The sequence below is a fragment of the Frankia sp. CgMI4 genome, from assembly GCF_001756285.1.
Classification (GTDB): Bacteria; Actinomycetota; Actinomycetes; order Frankiales; family Frankiaceae; genus Frankia; species Frankia casuarinae.
Window position 1 is genome coordinate 14,760 of the sequence record NZ_MAQZ01000003.1, and the last position, 15,281, is coordinate 30,040.

Consider the following 15,281-nt stretch of genomic DNA (forward strand, 5'->3'; position numbering starts at 1 on the left):
CGCATCGTCTGCCCGGCGATAGTGGCCGGCTGGCCGGGCGCGCGGGGTGGGGCCCCGTGCCTCAGACCGTGAACGTCCTGGTGATGGCCTGCTCGGTCTGCTGGAACGAGCCGTTGGAGTCGTGCACCGCCGTCTTGAGCGCCAGGATGTCCTCGGTCAGCTCGCCGGCCGCCGTCGACCACGTGGTCCGCAGCGGGGCGTACGCCTGCTGCTCCGTGCTGCGCCAGCTCAACGCCGCCGACCTGACGGCGGCGTTGGGGTGTCCGTAGGCGGATGAGCCGCGGGCCCCGGCGCCGCCGGGGTCCACGGGCCGCCTCGGTCCACGGGTCGGGTTCAGTCCAGCAGGCCGCTCTGCCGGGCGGCGTGCACGGCTGCCGTACGGTTACGGACCCCCATCTTGCGCATGATGCTGCGCATGTAGGTCTTCACGGTCTCGGCGCGGATCGTGAGGTGCTCCGCCGCCTCGACGTTGGAGCAGCCGGTGGCCACGAGGGTCAGCACCTCCATCTCCCGCAGGGTGAGGCGGAAGGGCGGCGGCTTCGGCGGGCCGGGCGTGACGACCGGTTCGTTGCGCAGCAGGGAGTAGATGTGCAGGATCTGCCGCCGGAGATGGGGGGCCGTCATCTGGGCGCTCAGCTCCAGTAGCTCGATCTGGGCCAAACGGACCCGCTCCCGCTGCGTGCGAGAGTCGGGCGGCTGTCCATCGGCGACGAATGGTCCCGGTGCGTGGTCAAAGCCGGYGGGGGTCATCGTCCGGTGCAGGCGCACCTGCATCGGGATCGAATCCGATGCCACTGGGCCCATTATGCTCCTCTCCCTATCCACGTCGATAACCCGGCTACCTCCGGCTGGGCGCCCCCGGCCAATCAGGCGCGTACCGGTGTATTCATGAAGGGGTGGTCGGTCCCGGGATCAGCCGTACACCACCTTTGTGCGATGCCTTCCATGATCCGATCGCGGGTGAAGTGGACACACCGCCACGTCGGCTCCGCTCCAGGCTGGCCGTCCGTCTTCGTCGGATGGCCGCTGCCGGCTACATCGAAAAGGTTATCTCCTTGCCCCGGCCGGTCGTCAATGGTGTCGCTCCCATGGGTGAGAACATACTGCTCCCCCCAGTCGGAAGGTTCGAGGGTAGTCTTGAATGCTACCCCGAAAGGGGCTCCTTCGGGTGCGTCATGTCACGTCGCCGCACCAAGGTCCCCCTCGGTTTGAGGGGGTGCGAAGGAGATTCCTGGAGGTCGGCGGAAACCCGCACGTCAGCGGGTTGATGGTGGGCAGCGGAAACGGCCTCGGGAGTTATCCGATGAGCCGGCTGGGTTAATAGATGGGACGGCGGCGGATGATGTGCGCGGATGCACGGGAATCTGCGCGGGTGGACGGTAGGAATAGGCCAGGCTGGCCATGGCGGCCGCGGTCACACCCGGTCGGAGCCACCCGGTCGGAACCACCCGGTCGGAGTTACCCGATCGGAGCCACATCCGGCTGGAGCCACCCGGTCGGAGCTACCCGACCCGACCCGAGCCCGCCGGCCCGCGTCGGCCCGCCGCCCCCTCGATCATGCGCGCAGCCGTGTACCGAGATCGCGAGGACGTCAAGGTCSAGGAGGTCCCCGAACCGGGGTGCCGGCCGGGGCACGTCAAACTTCGCGTCGCCCACAACGGGATCTGTGGCAGCGACCTGCACGAGCACTACGCCGGCCCCATCCTCTTCCACGCCGAGCCGCATCCGCTGACCGGCCTGTCGATCCCCCTCGTCCTGGGACACGAGCTAGGCGGCACCGTGGTCGACGTGGGCGATGGTGTCGGCTCGGTCGCCGTGGGCGACCGGGCGGCGCGCGGTGACGCTACCAGGCAGTCGGTGGTGATCGACGATGGTCTCGTGATGCGCTGAAACGCGGGTTTCCGCTCGAGCCGGCGGGTCAGGAGTGGATGACGGCCCGGCCGGTCATCGACTCGGGCAGGATCCGTACCCAGTGCGGATGCTCGATGCGGTCCGCCCAGGGCTTGAGTCCCGTCTGCTCAAGCCTGGCCAGCGTGCCCGGGTCGGTGACGGACACGGCCTTCCCATTGATCAGGACGCTCCAGCCGCTGCGGGACGCCGGATCGCGCCCGTCGACCTCGAAACCAACCGCGTCCTCCTCGATCGCGGCGGTCAGCTTCGAGCCCACGGCCGTCCGGAAGGCCACCGCCTCCCCGWCCATCACGTAGTTCACCGGCAGCACGAGGACCTCCCCATCCGCCCGGAACGCCACCCGGCCGAGCTGCTCGTTCCCGAGCAGCCACAGGCAGGTTGCGGGGGACAGCACCCCGCCACCGGCATGGTCGAAGGCGAACGCCACCCTGATGCTGGTCCCGCTGGTCTGGGTCGGTGTCTGCGTCGTGGGCATGGCCAGCTCGGTCCGATCGGTCGGTGAAGCCACGGTGACGAGCGCCGGCGCGCCCGCGTTCGGCGGGGTCATCGCGTCAYCCCCCTCGTTCTGGGTAGTCGACGTACCTCCACTTCTGGACGGTAGTCGGACGGGGCGACCGCGGGCAGGGCCGGTCGTCGCGCCGGCGCGGGTCGTCCGACCGGGGGATGGCCTGCCGGTGGTCCGCACCGGTCCGCGGGGAAGGCGTTCGCCGGCCGGCCGGGACGGTGGTTACGCGGCCGGGCGGTGGTCACGCGGCCGGCTCGATGTCCGGTATCCGCGCGGCGCGGAACGTCACCTCACGCCGCAGCCGGAACCCGAGCGACTCGTAGAGCCGGATCGCGTTCGTGTTGGTCGCCGCGGCGTGCAGGAACGGTGTCTCCCCGCGGGCCCGGATGCCCGCGGCGACCGCGCGGACGAGCCGGGTCGCGAGGCCCTGGCCCCGGTGGTCCGCGTCCGTGCAGACGGCGCTGATCTCGGTCCAGCCGGGCGGGTGCAGCCGTTCCCCGGCCATCGCCACCAGCGTGCCGTCCCGCCGGATGCCGAGGTACGTGCCGAGCTCGATCGTGCGAGGCAGGAACGGCCCGGGTTTGGTGCGTTCGGCCAGCGCGAGCATCTCCGGCACGTCCGCGGTCCCCAGCCGCACGGCCTCCTCGTCCGGGAGCGCGTCGACCCCCTCGTCTACGAGCTGCGCGCCGTCGAAGATCGCATCCCCCCAGCCGGGCGGCGGGGAAGCGTCGATGCCGGTGAACGGCGCGATCGCGCCCGGRCCGAGCAGCGCCGCGACGTTGCGCCAGGTGCTCTCGTCGGGCACGTCCGGCAGGGCGACGAACGGTGACACGCCGACCGGGTAGCGCAGCACGTCACCGACCCGCTCGGCGAAATGCGCGTGCGGACCCAGGAGGGAGGAACGGACGGGGTTGTTCAGCACATGCTGGCCGGTCGCGTGCCGCCCGGGCTCCGGCCGGTCGGGTCCCGGCCGCCCGGGGGCGTGCCGCCCGGGGGCGTGCTGTCGGGGAACGGCAAGCTCGGTCACGCGGCGACCTTGATCACGATCTTGCCGCGGGCGTGGCCGTTCTCCACCGCGCGCAGCGCCGCCGGGGCCTGGTCCAGCGGGAAGGTCGCGGTCACGAGCGGGTCCAGCGCGTCGTCCACGACCAGCTGGGCGACCGCGTCGAGCACGCGGCTGTCCCGGGCCCGCTGGACCGTCGTCCCGCCGTACCGGTCGCTCGCCCCAGACAAGGCCGTGACGAGCTTCGACCGGTCCGCGAGGACCTCGACGACGTCGTCCAGCGTCTCGCCCCCGACGAGATCGTAGATTCCGTCGACCCCCCGGGACGCGGCGGCCCGCACCCGGTCCGCGACATCGGGGCCCGGCTCGACGTGCGCCACGCCGAGGGCCTCGACGAAGTCCTTCTTGCCGGCGCTCGCGGTGCCGACGACCGTCAGGCCCGCATGCCGGGCGATCTGCGCGGCGGCCACTCCCACGCCGCCACCCACACCRATGATCAGCAGGGTGGCGCCGGGCGGCAGGGCCAGCTGGTGCACGCCGTCGTAGGCGGTCGCCGCCGCGACCGGAAGCGTCGCCGCGGCCACGAAGGACACCGCGGCCGGCTTGCGCGCGCTCTCCCTGGYGGTCAGCACCGTGTACTCGGCGTAGCCACCGCCCGGCGCGCTGCCGAACACCTCGTCGCCGACGGCGAATCCGTTGACGTCCGGGCCCACCTGCGTCACCACGCCGGAGGCCTCCACTCCGAGCACGACCGGAAACACGGCCGGCGGGGCGGCCGGCAGCCGCAGGCCGCCCCGCAGCTTCCAGTCCACGGGGTTGACCCCGGCGGCGCGTACCGCGATCGTGAGCTGACCCGGCCCGGCCACCGGGATCGGGAGGTCAGCGAACGCCTCCACCTCCGGACCGCCGTGGTCGTTGTAGACGTAAGCCTTCGGCACCACAACCACCGTTCCCTTCGCCGTTTCCCTGGCCGTCCCGCCGCGGCTGTCCCACCGCGTCGAGACCTCCGCGATGTCCGCGATGTCCGCGGCAGGCGTCAACGCCGACCGCGATCACCTACAACACCGGGGCGGGCCGTCACCTTCCGGCGGTGGCCGGCACCGGGACGGCGGCGGCCACCGCCGAGGTCAGGCCGATAGTCGAATTCTGGTTCTGTTCGACGTCGAAGAAGGGCCGAAGAAGATCGAAGAAGGCTGGGGGAGGCCGGGGGAGGCCGGGAAAGGCCGGGGTGACCTGGGAGGCCGAGAAAGGCCTGGACAGGTGCGAACCCGGCCGACTCACGTCCGGCGCAGCCACTGCTCGGTGAGTAACTCGTAGGACCGCACCTGCTCGGCGGGGGTGACCTGGCGGGGCCGGTTCTGCGCTCACGGCCACGACCCCGCCGGTGGCTACCGGCACCGAGCCTGCCCTACAGCCGACCCGGTGACTCCCATAAGCCTGCTAACTCCCTCCAGGTAGGGCCAGCGGAGTTAGCCGGCGAGGAGCTGGCGGGCCATGACGATGCGCTGGATCTGGTTGGTACCTTCGTAGATCTGGGTGATCTTGGCGTCCCGCATGAGCCGTTCGGCGGGGAAGTCCTGGGTGTAGCCGTAGCCGCCGAGTAGCTGTACGGCGTCGGTGGTCACCTGCATGGCGGTGTCCGACGCCAGACACTTGGCGGCGGCGCCGAAGAACGTGAGGTCGGCGTCCCCCCGCTCGGACTTGGCGGCGGCGACATACACCATCTGGCGCGCGGCCTCCAGCGCCATGGCCATGTCGGCAAGCATGAACTGGATCCCCTGGAAGTCCGCGATGCGCTTGCCGAACTGCTTGCGCTCCTTGACGTAGTTCAGGGCGAGGTCGAGTGCGCCCTGGGCGATGCCGATGGCTTGTGCACCGATGGTCACCCGAGTGTGGTCGAGAGTACGCAGCGCCAGCCGGAGGCCGTGACCGAGCTCGCCGATGAGACGATCCTCGGGAATTCGGCAGTCGTCGAAGAGCAGCTCGCGGGTCGGAGAGCCCTTGATGCCCAGCTTCTTCTCCGGGCTGCCGACGGAGAAGCCCGGGTCGGAGCTCTCCACGATGAAAGCGCTGATGTTGGCGCCGCGTCGGCCGTCGGGGTCGGTGACGGCGAGCACGGTGTAGTACTCGGAGATCCCCGCGTTGGTGATCCAGGACTTCTGCCCGGAGAGCACCCAGTGGTCGCCGTCGCGGACGGCGCGGGTCTTCATCGCAGCGGTGTCGGAGCCGGCCTCACGTTCGGAGAGGCCGTAGGAGAAGGCGGCCTCGCCGCGGGCCAGCGGTGGGAGGTATCGCTGTTTCAGGTCGTCGGTGCCGCCGAGGATGAGCGGGAGGCTGCCGAGCTTGTTCACGGCGGGGATCAGCGAGGAGGACGCGCAGACGCGGGCGACCTCCTCGATGACGATGCAGGTGGCGAGCGCGTCGGCGCCGACGCCGTCGTATTCGACAGGGACGTGGGGCGCGTGGAAGTCGGAGGCCACCAGCGCGTCGTAGGCCTCCTGCGGGAACCGGCTGTGGGCGTCGACGTCGGCGGCGTACGGCGCGATCTTGTCGTAGGCCAGGGTGCGCACGGCGTCGCGCAACTCGAGGTGCTCGTCGCTGAGTCGGTACAGGTCGAAGTCGGTGGCGGTCATGGGTTCCTCGCTCACTAGGTCGCTTGCCAGGGCGCTCAGTAGGTGCAGAAGAGTTACTAAGGCGCTCAGTAGGTGTAGGGCGCTCAGTAGGTGTAGAAGCCGCGGCCGGTCTTGCGACCCAGCAGGCCGGCGTCGACCATGCGGGCCAGYAGCGGCGGCGGCGCATAGAGGGGTTCCTTGAACTCCTCGTACAGCGACTCGGCCACTGCCTTGGTGGTGTCCAGCCCGATCAGGTCAGCCAGCGCCAGCGGTCCTTGCGGGTGGGCGGCACCACGGACCAGTCCCTGGTCGATGTCCTCGGCCGTGGCGAACCCGGACTCCAGCATCCGGATCGCCGAGAGCACGAACGGGATCAGCAGGGCGTTGACCACGAAGCCCGCCCGGTCCTGGCAGTCGATGGCGTGCTTGCCCAGATCGTCCTGCACGAACGCCCGCGCCCGCTCGGTCGTCTCCGGGTCGGTCAGCAGGCTCGGCACCAGTTCGACCAGGGACAGCACCGGGACCGGGTTGAAGAAGTGGATACCCAGGACATGGGTGGGCCGTTCGGTGGCCACGGCGAGCTTCATGATCGGAATGGAGGAGGTGTTGGAGGCCAGCACCGCGTCCGGGTCCTTGACGACCTCGTCGAGTCGCTTGAACAGCGTGGACTTGGCGGTCTCGTCCTCGACGATCGCCTCCACCACGAGGCCGCGGTCGGCCAGGGCCTCGATGTCCTCGACGACCTGGATGCGTTCGAGTACTTCCGCGGCGCTGGCCACCTTGCCGCGGCTCTCCGCGCGGGACAGTGATGTCTCCAGGCGCTGCCGTCCCGCGGTCACGGCGGGCGTGGTCATCTCCACGACGACCACGTCCTTGCCGGCACGGGCGCAGACCTCGGCGATCCCGGCACCCATCAGGCCACAGCCGACGATACCGACCTTGTTGATGGCGTTCACCTGGCTCCTCCTCCACGGTGTTGGTACGCAGTATCATAGTTGTGGAACTACGTACCACCAAGTAATTTCGGTGCCGTGGAGCAGCAGCCGGCCCGCTTGGCCAAGGACAGGCTCGTCGCGGCGGCGTTCGAGCTCTTCGAGGAGCGTGGCTTCGAGGGCACGACGGTCGACGACATCGCGCAACGCGCGGGCGTCGGTCGGACGACGTTCTTCCGGATCTACCGGTCCAAGGAGGACGTGATCTTTCCCGAGCACGACGTGCTGCTCGGCCACATCGAAGCCCGGCTTGCGACCGCCGCTCCAGAGACCCGCGGGCTCGCTCTCGCGGAGGCCGCCCGCATAGTGCTGCAGCACTACCTCGCCGAGGGCGAGCTCGCCCGCGCCCGCTACCGCCTGACCAGCACCGTCCCTACACTGCGCGCCCGCGAGGTGGCCGGCATCCGGCAGTATCAGCGCCTGTTCGCCAGGTTCCTGCGCGACTGGATGGGCAACGCGCCCGACGGCGCCCTGCGTGCCGAGTTGGTGTCCGCGGCCATCGTCACCGCCCACAACCATGTGCTCCGACGCTGGCTCCGAGGCGAGACCACCTCCCCCGGCGAGGAGTTCAACCGTGCGATGGAGGTGGCGCTCGAGCATCTCGAAACACCTGCTGAAGCCGGGWCAGCCGTTGTCATATTCCGCACCTCCGCCGGCGTGGACGCCGTGGTCACCCGGCTGCGTCGGGCACTTGAAGAGGAACAGCGGCGCCCCTTGAGCTAGCGAGGGTGTCTGAAAGGGATGCCGGCGGACCTACTTCGCGGTACTGGTCACGGAAGGGGACGCCCCGGACCGCGCCGGGGAACGGTGGCGATCGACCGAAGGGCAGGATGGGCACACGGTCCGGGGCGGACACCGCCCGCCCGGCTGCTCTGCTCGTTGCCCCGCTCGGTCCGTTACCCTGCTACCCCATCCGAAGCTGGAGATCGTCTTGTCCCACCCCGAGGAAGCGGTGATTCTCATCGTCCCGGCGTCCCGGCGGCTACCATGATYGGACGCGAACCCTTCCGCGGCGCGGTCCTCGATGCGGTGCTGGAACGGATCACCTATGCCAACGAGGAGACCGGCTACACGGTCGCGCGGGTTGACACCGGGCGCGGCGGTGACCTGGTGACCGTCGTCGGGGCGTTGCTCGGCGCGCAGCCGGGGGAGTCGCTACGGATGCGGGGGCGATGGGGTTCGCACCCGCAGTACGGCCGCCAGTTCCAGGTCGAGGATTACACGACCGTGCTGCCGGCGACCGTCCAGGGCGTRCAGCGCTATCTCGGCTCGGGCCTTATCAAGGGCATCGGTCCGCGCCTGGCCGAACGCATCGTCGAGCATTTCGGGGTCGCGGCGCTGGACGTCATCGAAAAGGAGCCGGAACGACTCATCGAGGTGCCGAAGCTCGGCCCGAAGCGTACYAGGGCGATCGCCGAGGCGTGGGAGGAACAGAAGGCCATCAAGGAGGTGATGGTCTTTCTTCAGGGGGTGGGTGTGTCCACCTCGCTGGCGGTGCGGATCTACAAACAGTACGGGGACGCGTCGATCGGTGTGGTGCGCAATGAGCCCTACCGGCTGGCCACGGACGTCTGGGGCATCGGGTTCCGCACCGCGGACACCATCGCGAAGGCGGTGGGGATTCCGCATGACAGTCCGCAGCGGATCAAGGCTGGCCTGCTGTTCACGCTGTCCGAGGCCACCGACGGCGGTGGCCACTGCTTTCTGCCCGAGCCCCGGCTCATCAGCGACGCCGTGCAGATTCTCCAGGTCGACACCGGTGACGTCATCGAGTGCCTGGGGGAGCTGGTYGCCGAGGACGGGGTCGTCCGGGAGGAGGTTCCAAGCGAGGATCCGGCGACGCCGACGGCCGCGATCTACCTGGTGCCGTTCCACCGGGCCGAGATATCCGTTGCCGGCCAGTTGCGCCGCCTGCTGAATACCGGCGCGGACCGGTTGGCCGCCTTCGCCTCGGTGGACTGGGACCGGGCGTTGGGCTGGCTGCGGGAGCGGACCGGGGTCGAGCTCGCGCCGGCCCAGCGCGATGCGGTGCAGCTTGCCCTGACGTCCAGGGTCGCCGTGCTGACGGGCGGACCGGGCTGCGGCAAGAGTTTCACCGTCCGCTCCATCGTGACGCTCGCACTGGCCCGGCAGGCGAAGGTGATCCTCGCCGCGCCGACCGGCCGGGCCGCGAAGCGGCTGACCGAGCTGACCGGGCACGAGGCATCGACGGTGCACCGGCTGCTGGAGCTGCGGCCGGGCGGTGACGCCGCCTTCGACCGGGACCGCCCGCTCGACGCCGACCTGATCGTCGTTGACGAGGCGTCGATGGTCGACCTGCTACTGGCGAACAAGCTTGCCAAGGCGGTTCCGCCCGGCGCGCATCTGCTGCTGGTCGGCGACGTCGACCAGCTGCCGTCGGTCGGTGCCGGCCAGGTGCTACGCGACCTGCTCGCCGAGGGGACGCCGATCCCGCATGTCCGGCTCACCCAGGTCTTCCGAGCGGCGACCGAGTCCGGGGTGGTGACCAACGCGCACCGCATCAACCGTGGTGACTATCCGCTGGTCCGGGGACTGCCCGACTTCTTCTTGTTCGCCGCCGAGGAGGCGGAGGAGGCGGCGAAAATCACCGCGGAGGTGGTCGCCCGGCGGATTCCGGCGAAGTTCGGGCTTGATCCGCGCCGGGACGTGCAGGTACTGACCCCGATGCACCGCGGCCCGGCGGGGGCCGGCGCGCTGAACACCCTGCTGCAGGAGGCCCTGACGCCGTCCCGCCCGAACGTGGCCGAGCGGCGCTTTGGCAGCCGGACGTTCCGGGTCGGCGACAAGGTTACGCAGGTGCGCAACAACTACGACAAGGGCGCGAGCGGGGTCTTCAACGGCACTCTCGGCGTGGTCACCGCGCTGGATGTGGAGAACCAGACGCTCACCATCCGGACCGACGAGGACGAGGACATCGACTACGACTTCGGGGAGCTCGACGAGCTGACCCACGCCTACGCGGTGACGATCCACCGCTCCCAGGGCAGTGAGTACCCCGCGGTCGTCATCCCGCTCACCACCAGCGCCTGGATGATGCTGCAACGCAATCTGCTCTACACGGCCGTCACCCGGGCGAAGAAGCTGGTCGTGCTGGTGGGATCCCGCCGGGCGATCGGCCAGGCGGTGCGGGCCGCCGGTCACGGCCAGCGGCACACCGCGCTCGACCACCGGCTGCGTAGCGGGTGACTGGTGAACACCACCTACCATCGGCTCGTAACGGTAACGGCGACACGGTCAGCTCGACGCCGCCACGCCCAGGCTCACGCTGGTTGCCGCGGCTATGACCACTGCCTCCGCTTCCGCGATGACCTTCTTGACGATCGGGGCGACCGGCGTCAGGTCGGTCGCCGTCCGGATCCGCTCCTTCGCGTGCCCGCGGGACGCGCGCTCGGGTGCCACCACCTCGAGTAGACGGGCCGGGCCCGCGAGCGCGAGCAGGAGAAGTTCCTCGGCGAGCAGCATCGTCGTCTCCTCATTCGTCGGCGTTCGTGCCCCGGACCCTTACCTGGTCCGGGGACGGGGGCGCCCGGTCGGCCGGCTGGCAATCCCCGGTCGCGAAGCCGACGCCCACAACGGCGTATATCGGCCTCCGGCCGCTATGAACCATGTCACATCTACCGCTGACGTTAGATAGAGGCGCTACCTTCGTGCGGTGACGACTTCCGACACCGCCGCCGGCACCCTGTCGCTTGAGGCCGACGAGGTCCTGGCCCGGCCCGGTCCGGACAACTACAAGTGGATCGCGCTGTCGAACGCGACCATTGGCATCCTGATGGTGACGATCAACAGTTCGATTCTTCTCATCGCCCTTCCGGATATCTTCCGGGGAATCGAGATAGACCCGCTCGCACCGGAGAACACCTCGTACTTCCTCTGGATCCTGATGGGATTCCTGCTGGTCACCTCGGTGCTCGTGGTGAGTCTGGGGCGGGTCGGCGACATGTTCGGCCGGGTGCGGATGTACAACCTCGGCTTCGCGATCTTCACKCTGTTCTCGATCCTGCTCGCCGTCACCTGGATGCATGGCACGGCAGCCGCCTGGTGGATCATCATCATGCGGGTGCTGCAGGGCGTGGGCGGTGCCTTCCTCTTCGCCAACTCCAGCGCGATCATCACTGACGCCTTCCCGGAGGACGAACGCGGGCTCGCCCTGGGGGTCAAYGGCGTCGCGGCGATCGTCGGATCATTTCTGGGGCTGTTGATCGGCGGTCTGCTGGCGCCGGTCGAATGGCATCTGGTCTTTCTTGTCTCGGTGCCGTTCGGCATCTTCGGGACGGTCTGGGCCTACCTGAAGCTGCGCGACAACGGGGCGCGCACCCAGGCCCGGATCGACTGGGCCGGCAACATCACGTTCGCGGTCGGCCTCATCGCGATCCTGACCGGCATCGTCTACGGGCTGCAGCCCTATGGCGGTCACACGATGGGCTGGACCAAGCCGTTCGTGCTGAGCTGCCTGTTCGGTGGTCTCGCGGTGCTGATCGGCTTCGTCGTCATCGAGCTGCGCTCCGCCGACCCGATGTTCCGCCTGGACCTGTTCCGGAGCCGGACCTTCACCATGGGCAGCATCGCGGCTCTGCTCGGCGCGCTCGCCCGTGGTGGTCTGCAGTTCATGTTGATTATCTGGTTGCAGGGGATCTGGTTGCCGCTGCATGGCTACAGCTTCGAGAAGACCCCGCTGTGGGCCGGCATCTACCTGATTCCGGTGACCGTCGGATTCCTGGTGGCGGGGCCGCTGGCCGGCCGGTTCGCGGACCGCTACGGTGCGCGTCCGTTCGCCACCCTGGGACTGGTGATCACGGCGGTGGCGTTCCTGCTGTTCGACGCCATTCCCATCGACTTCGACTATCCGTGGTTCGYGCTGATCCTGTTGCTGATGGGCCTGTCCATGGGCCTGTTCGCGGGGCCGAACACCAGCAGCGTGATGAACACCCTGCCGCCCAACCAGCGCGGTGCCGGTGCCGRCATGCTCAACACGTTCCAGAACTCGGCCAGCGTGCTGTCCATCGGTGTTTTCTTCACCATCATCGCGCTCGGGCTGGCCGCCAGCCTTCCGGACGCCATGTACTCCGGGCTTGTCGGGCAGGGCGTCTCCCCGGCGAAGGCGCACGAGCTGGCGAACCTGCCGCCGATCGGCAGCCTGTTCGCCGCGTTCCTCGGGTACAACCCCACCGAGCGACTGCTCGGCCCGGACACCCTGTCGCAGCTCGACCCGGCGAAGGCCGACTTCCTCACCGGGCACACCTTCTTCCCGAACCTCATCTCCGGGCCGTTCGGTGACGGTCTGCGCCTCGCCTTCGCCTTCGCCGCCGTCGCCTGCCTGGTCGCCGCGGGCTTCTCCTGGCTGCGCGGGAAGCAGCGGCCGCACGTGCGCCGTCCGCTGCTCGAAGAGACGGCCGAGGGGCTGGCCGGCGCGGGCGACATCGCGGCGATGGAGGACGGTGCCGGGAGCGCTCTTTCGAGCAGCCCCCTGGCCGCCGAGCGATAGGCCGCGGGCTAGGCCGAGCGTGAGAAAGGCCCTGACGTCGATGATCAGAGCCGCCGATGGCGCCGTGCGGGCCGATGGCGCCGTGCGGGCCGATGGCGCCGTGCGGAACAATTGCCTGGTGCGGGACGGCGACGCGGCCAAGAGCCCGGTCAAGAGCGCGGCCAAGAGCGCGGTCAAGGATGCGGCTCGTGACCTGCGCGGGATCGGTCAGGCCGCGCAGGAACTGGGCGTCTCGGTGYGGGCCCTGCGGTATTACCAGGAGGTGGGGCTGCTCACCCCGTCCGGGCGCACCCTGGGCGGGAACCGGCTGTACGCGGATTCCGACCTCGCCCGGGTGCGGCGCATCCGCGAGCTGCAGACGCTGCTCGGCTTCAACCTGGACGAGATCCGCACGATCCTCGCCTACGAGGATCGTCTCGCCCAGGTCCGGCAGGAGTACCACGCGGCGTCCGACGACGCGGACCGCATCCGGCTGCTGACCGAGGGCACGTCGGCCTACCGGAGGCTCCGCGTCGAGATTGACGAGAAAATCAGCCGGCTGGTGGCCTTCCGTGACGAGATCGACGAACGGATCGAGCGGGCGGACCGGCTGGCCAAGGGGGTCGCCGACAGCTCTCAGTGATCATCCGATCGTCGGGTTGGGCCGGCGTGCCGGGTCGGTCCGGGAACCTCGACCGCCAGGAGCGCCACATCGTCGTTCAGCGTCGATCGCGTCCAGTCCCGGACCCGGTCGGCGAGATCGGTCAGCGCCTCGTCGAGTGACGTGTGGGCGAACGCGGCCTCGGCCGCGGGCAGCAGGGGGAAGAAGGCGCCGGTCGTGGGGGCGCGTGCCTCGGTGATGCCGTCGGTATAGAACAGCAGGCGATCCCCCGCCCGCAGCACGGTGTCCGTCACGTTGCTCCCGTCCGTGATCAGCCCGAGCGGTGGCAGCCTGGACGAGACAGTGAGCAGATCCGCCTGCCCGGCACGAACGAGAACGGGATCGGGATGTCCCGCGTTCGCCAGCGTCAGACGGCTGCCGTCGACCTGCCCGACGACCGCGGTGACGAAGTCGTCCAGGCAGCTGGCATCGGCGACCTCCGCGTCGAGGTTCGCCAGCAGATCGCGCAGGCCGCCCGTGCGTCGACTCATCAGCCGGAAGCAGCTGAGCACCCGGCTCGCGATCCGCACGGCGTCGAGCCCCTTGCCCCGTACGTCACCAATGAGCAGGCGGGTTCCCCACGGGCTGTCGACGACCTCGTACAGATCCCCACCGATCATGGCCTCCACGGTGGCACTCTCGTAGCGGACGGCGAACCGCAGCCCGCCGGACGACGACGGGACGGGACTGAGGATCGTCTGCTGCGCCACCTCGGCCACCCGAGTGACGTTCTGCAGCTTCGTCTCGCGTCGGATGTTGTATCGGCTGACCAGGACGGCCATCACTCCGCCGGCCGTGACCCCGACCAGCCGGACCACCTGGGCCGTCGGGCCACCGCCGCTCCGGCCGAACAGGTCATCGTGCAGACCCAGCAGGATGCCCGCCAGGACCGCCGCCACCCCGTAGCCTGCGGTCAGCCGGGGTCCGGCGAACGTGGCCGCGAGCATGGGGCTCAGAATCGCGAGTCCGATCACGTTCCATTTCTGGTTGCTCAGTTGCAGTCCGACCACCAGGGCGAGTATGAGCATCGGGGTGATCGGGGCGATCGGGGCGAACCAGCGCAGCACCCTCAGCACCTCAGTACCGCAGCACCCTCAGCACCCCGGGAGATCCGCCCGGGGATCTCGCCTTGGCCAGGCCGCATGGGTGTCTGTCTACCCGCGAGCGGTCCGGACCGAACCCGCCGGAGCCTGCTTCCAGGGGGCCTCACCAGCCAGCATGGACGCGCTGACCCGGCGGCGGGCCCGGCCCGCCGAGACCTCGATCGCGCGCCTCGCCGAGCAGCTCGCGGCGCTGTGAACCCGTTCAGCGGGGTGCCATCCGGATGGCACCGTCGAGGCGGATGGTCTCGCCGTTGAGCATGGGGTTCGCGATGATCTGGGTCGCGAGCAGGCCGTACTCGTCGGGGGAGCCCAGGCGCGAGGGGTGCGGGACCTGCTGGCCGAGAGAGACGCGAGCCGGCTCCGGCAGCGAGGCGAGCAGCGGGGTGTCGAACAGGCCGGGGGCGATGGTCACCACGCGGATCTTCAGACTGGCGAGGTCGCGGGCGATCGGCAGCGTCATGCCGACGATGCCGCCCTTGGACGCCGAGTAGGCGGCCTGCCCGATCTGGCCCTCGAACGCCGCCACGGACGCGGTGTTGATGATGACGCCACGCTCGCCGTCGATCTCCTCGGTCCTGCTGATCCGCTCGGCCGCGAGTCGGATGACGTTGAACGAGCCGATCAGGTTGACCTTGACGACCCGCTCGAAGATGGCCAGTGGGAACGGCCCTTCCTTGCTCAGCGTCTTGGCGGCGTTGCTGATGCCGGCGCAGTTGACGGCGATGCGCAGCGGGCCCAGCTCGGCAGCCACGTCCAGGGCTGCCGTCACGTCCTGCTCGGAGGTGACGTCGCCGGGGCTGAATCGCACCGAACTGCCGAACTTCTCCGCGACCGCCGCGCCGTTCGAGGACGGGAGGTCGAGGAGGACCACGCTGGCACCAGCGTCGATGAGCCGGGTGGCGGTGGCAAGGCCGAGGCCGGAAGCCCCGCCGGTCACCACGGCGACTGAATCCGTGATCTGCACGTGAGTTCCTCTCCGGGAGGGACATCGGCCGGAGGCGCGGCCTTG

At 69.7% G+C, this 15,281-nt stretch carries 16 protein-coding genes; 6 read left to right on the top strand and 10 right to left on the bottom strand.

Annotation, left to right across the window (positions count from 1 at the left end; genetic code table 11):
• Nucleotides 1-61: 61 nt before the first annotated feature.
• Nucleotides 62-307: a hypothetical protein gene (locus tag Manayef4_RS01145; protein ID WP_011435981.1), complete on the bottom strand. Its 246-nt coding sequence runs from the start codon at nt 305-307 to the stop codon at nt 62-64.
• A gap of 26 nt (nt 308-333) precedes the next feature.
• Nucleotides 334-660, bottom strand: a complete 327-nt coding sequence (locus tag Manayef4_RS01150; RefSeq protein ID WP_254665400.1) for a LuxR C-terminal-related transcriptional regulator — start codon at nt 658-660, stop codon at nt 334-336.
• Nucleotides 661-1,569: 909 nt separating this feature from the next.
• On the opposite strand from Manayef4_RS01150, the gene Manayef4_RS01155 reads away from it, so the two are divergent.
• Nucleotides 1,570-1,890 (top strand): alcohol dehydrogenase catalytic domain-containing protein, encoded by a 321-nt coding sequence (locus tag Manayef4_RS01155; protein ID WP_217494079.1) that lies wholly within the window; start codon nt 1,570-1,572, stop codon nt 1,888-1,890.
• A gap of 28 nt (nt 1,891-1,918) precedes the next feature.
• Here Manayef4_RS01155 and Manayef4_RS01160 read toward each other — a convergent pair whose 3' ends face one another.
• The 5 genes from Manayef4_RS01160 to Manayef4_RS01185 all read right to left on the bottom strand — a co-directional run bounded on the left by Manayef4_RS01160 (nt 1,919) and on the right by Manayef4_RS01185 (nt 6,978).
• Entirely contained in the window at nt 1,919-2,458 is a 540-nt protein-coding gene (locus Manayef4_RS01160) for a pyridoxamine 5'-phosphate oxidase family protein (protein ID WP_070130351.1), read from the bottom strand.
• A gap of 199 nt (nt 2,459-2,657) precedes the next feature.
• On the bottom strand, nt 2,658-3,338 hold the full coding sequence (locus tag Manayef4_RS01165) for a GNAT family N-acetyltransferase (protein WP_051868682.1): 681 nt from the start codon (nt 3,336-3,338) through the stop codon (nt 2,658-2,660).
• A 101-nt stretch (nt 3,339-3,439) separates the two neighbouring features.
• A complete protein-coding gene (locus Manayef4_RS01170) occupies nt 3,440-4,357 on the bottom strand; it encodes an NADP-dependent oxidoreductase (RefSeq protein ID WP_070130425.1) in 918 nt (305 codons plus the stop codon).
• Between the two features lie 531 nt (nt 4,358-4,888).
• A complete protein-coding gene (locus Manayef4_RS01180) occupies nt 4,889-6,052 on the bottom strand; it encodes an acyl-CoA dehydrogenase family protein (protein ID WP_011435988.1) in 1,164 nt (387 codons plus the stop codon).
• Between the two features lie 83 nt (nt 6,053-6,135).
• Entirely contained in the window at nt 6,136-6,978 is an 843-nt protein-coding gene (locus Manayef4_RS01185) for a 3-hydroxybutyryl-CoA dehydrogenase (RefSeq protein ID WP_035909043.1), read from the bottom strand.
• Nucleotides 6,979-7,062: 84 nt separating this feature from the next.
• On the opposite strand from Manayef4_RS01185, the gene Manayef4_RS01190 reads away from it, so the two are divergent.
• Nucleotides 7,063-7,746 carry a TetR family transcriptional regulator gene (locus Manayef4_RS01190; protein WP_070130352.1) on the top strand — a complete coding sequence of 228 codons (684 nt, stop codon included), beginning with the start codon at nt 7,063-7,065 and terminating at the stop codon, nt 7,744-7,746.
• Between the two features lie 264 nt (nt 7,747-8,010).
• Nucleotides 8,011-10,230, top strand: coding sequence for an ATP-dependent RecD-like DNA helicase (locus Manayef4_RS01195; protein ID WP_011435991.1), 2,220 nt, complete (start codon nt 8,011-8,013; stop codon nt 10,228-10,230).
• A 48-nt stretch (nt 10,231-10,278) separates the two neighbouring features.
• On the opposite strand, the gene Manayef4_RS01200 is transcribed toward Manayef4_RS01195, so the two are convergent.
• Complete coding sequence (locus tag Manayef4_RS01200) at nt 10,279-10,506, bottom strand: hypothetical protein (RefSeq protein ID WP_011435992.1); 228 nt, start codon at nt 10,504-10,506, stop codon at nt 10,279-10,281.
• Between the two features lie 190 nt (nt 10,507-10,696).
• Between Manayef4_RS01200 and Manayef4_RS01205 the strand changes: the two genes are divergently transcribed.
• Both Manayef4_RS01205 and Manayef4_RS01210 read left to right on the top strand, forming a co-directional pair.
• Complete coding sequence (locus Manayef4_RS01205; protein WP_070130353.1) at nt 10,697-12,529, top strand: MFS transporter; 1,833 nt, start codon at nt 10,697-10,699, stop codon at nt 12,527-12,529.
• Nucleotides 12,530-12,593: 64 nt separating this feature from the next.
• Nucleotides 12,594-13,151 carry a MerR family transcriptional regulator gene (locus tag Manayef4_RS01210; RefSeq protein WP_254665402.1) on the top strand — a complete coding sequence of 186 codons (558 nt, stop codon included), beginning with the start codon at nt 12,594-12,596 and terminating at the stop codon, nt 13,149-13,151.
• On the opposite strand, the gene Manayef4_RS01215 is transcribed toward Manayef4_RS01210, so the two are convergent.
• Entirely contained in the window at nt 13,145-14,245 is a 1,101-nt protein-coding gene (locus Manayef4_RS01215; protein ID WP_232234921.1) for a PP2C family protein-serine/threonine phosphatase, read from the bottom strand. The genes Manayef4_RS01210 and Manayef4_RS01215 overlap by 7 nt on opposite strands.
• Before the next feature lie 70 nt (nt 14,246-14,315).
• Between Manayef4_RS01215 and Manayef4_RS24660 the strand changes: the two genes are divergently transcribed.
• Entirely contained in the window at nt 14,316-14,468 is a 153-nt protein-coding gene (locus tag Manayef4_RS24660) for a hypothetical protein (RefSeq protein WP_023840923.1), read from the top strand.
• Between the two features lie 6 nt (nt 14,469-14,474).
• Here Manayef4_RS24660 and Manayef4_RS01220 read toward each other — a convergent pair whose 3' ends face one another.
• Nucleotides 14,475-15,236, bottom strand: coding sequence for a 3-hydroxyacyl-CoA dehydrogenase (locus Manayef4_RS01220; protein WP_011435996.1), 762 nt, complete (start codon nt 15,234-15,236; stop codon nt 14,475-14,477).
• Between the last annotated feature and the right edge of the window lie 45 nt (nt 15,237-15,281).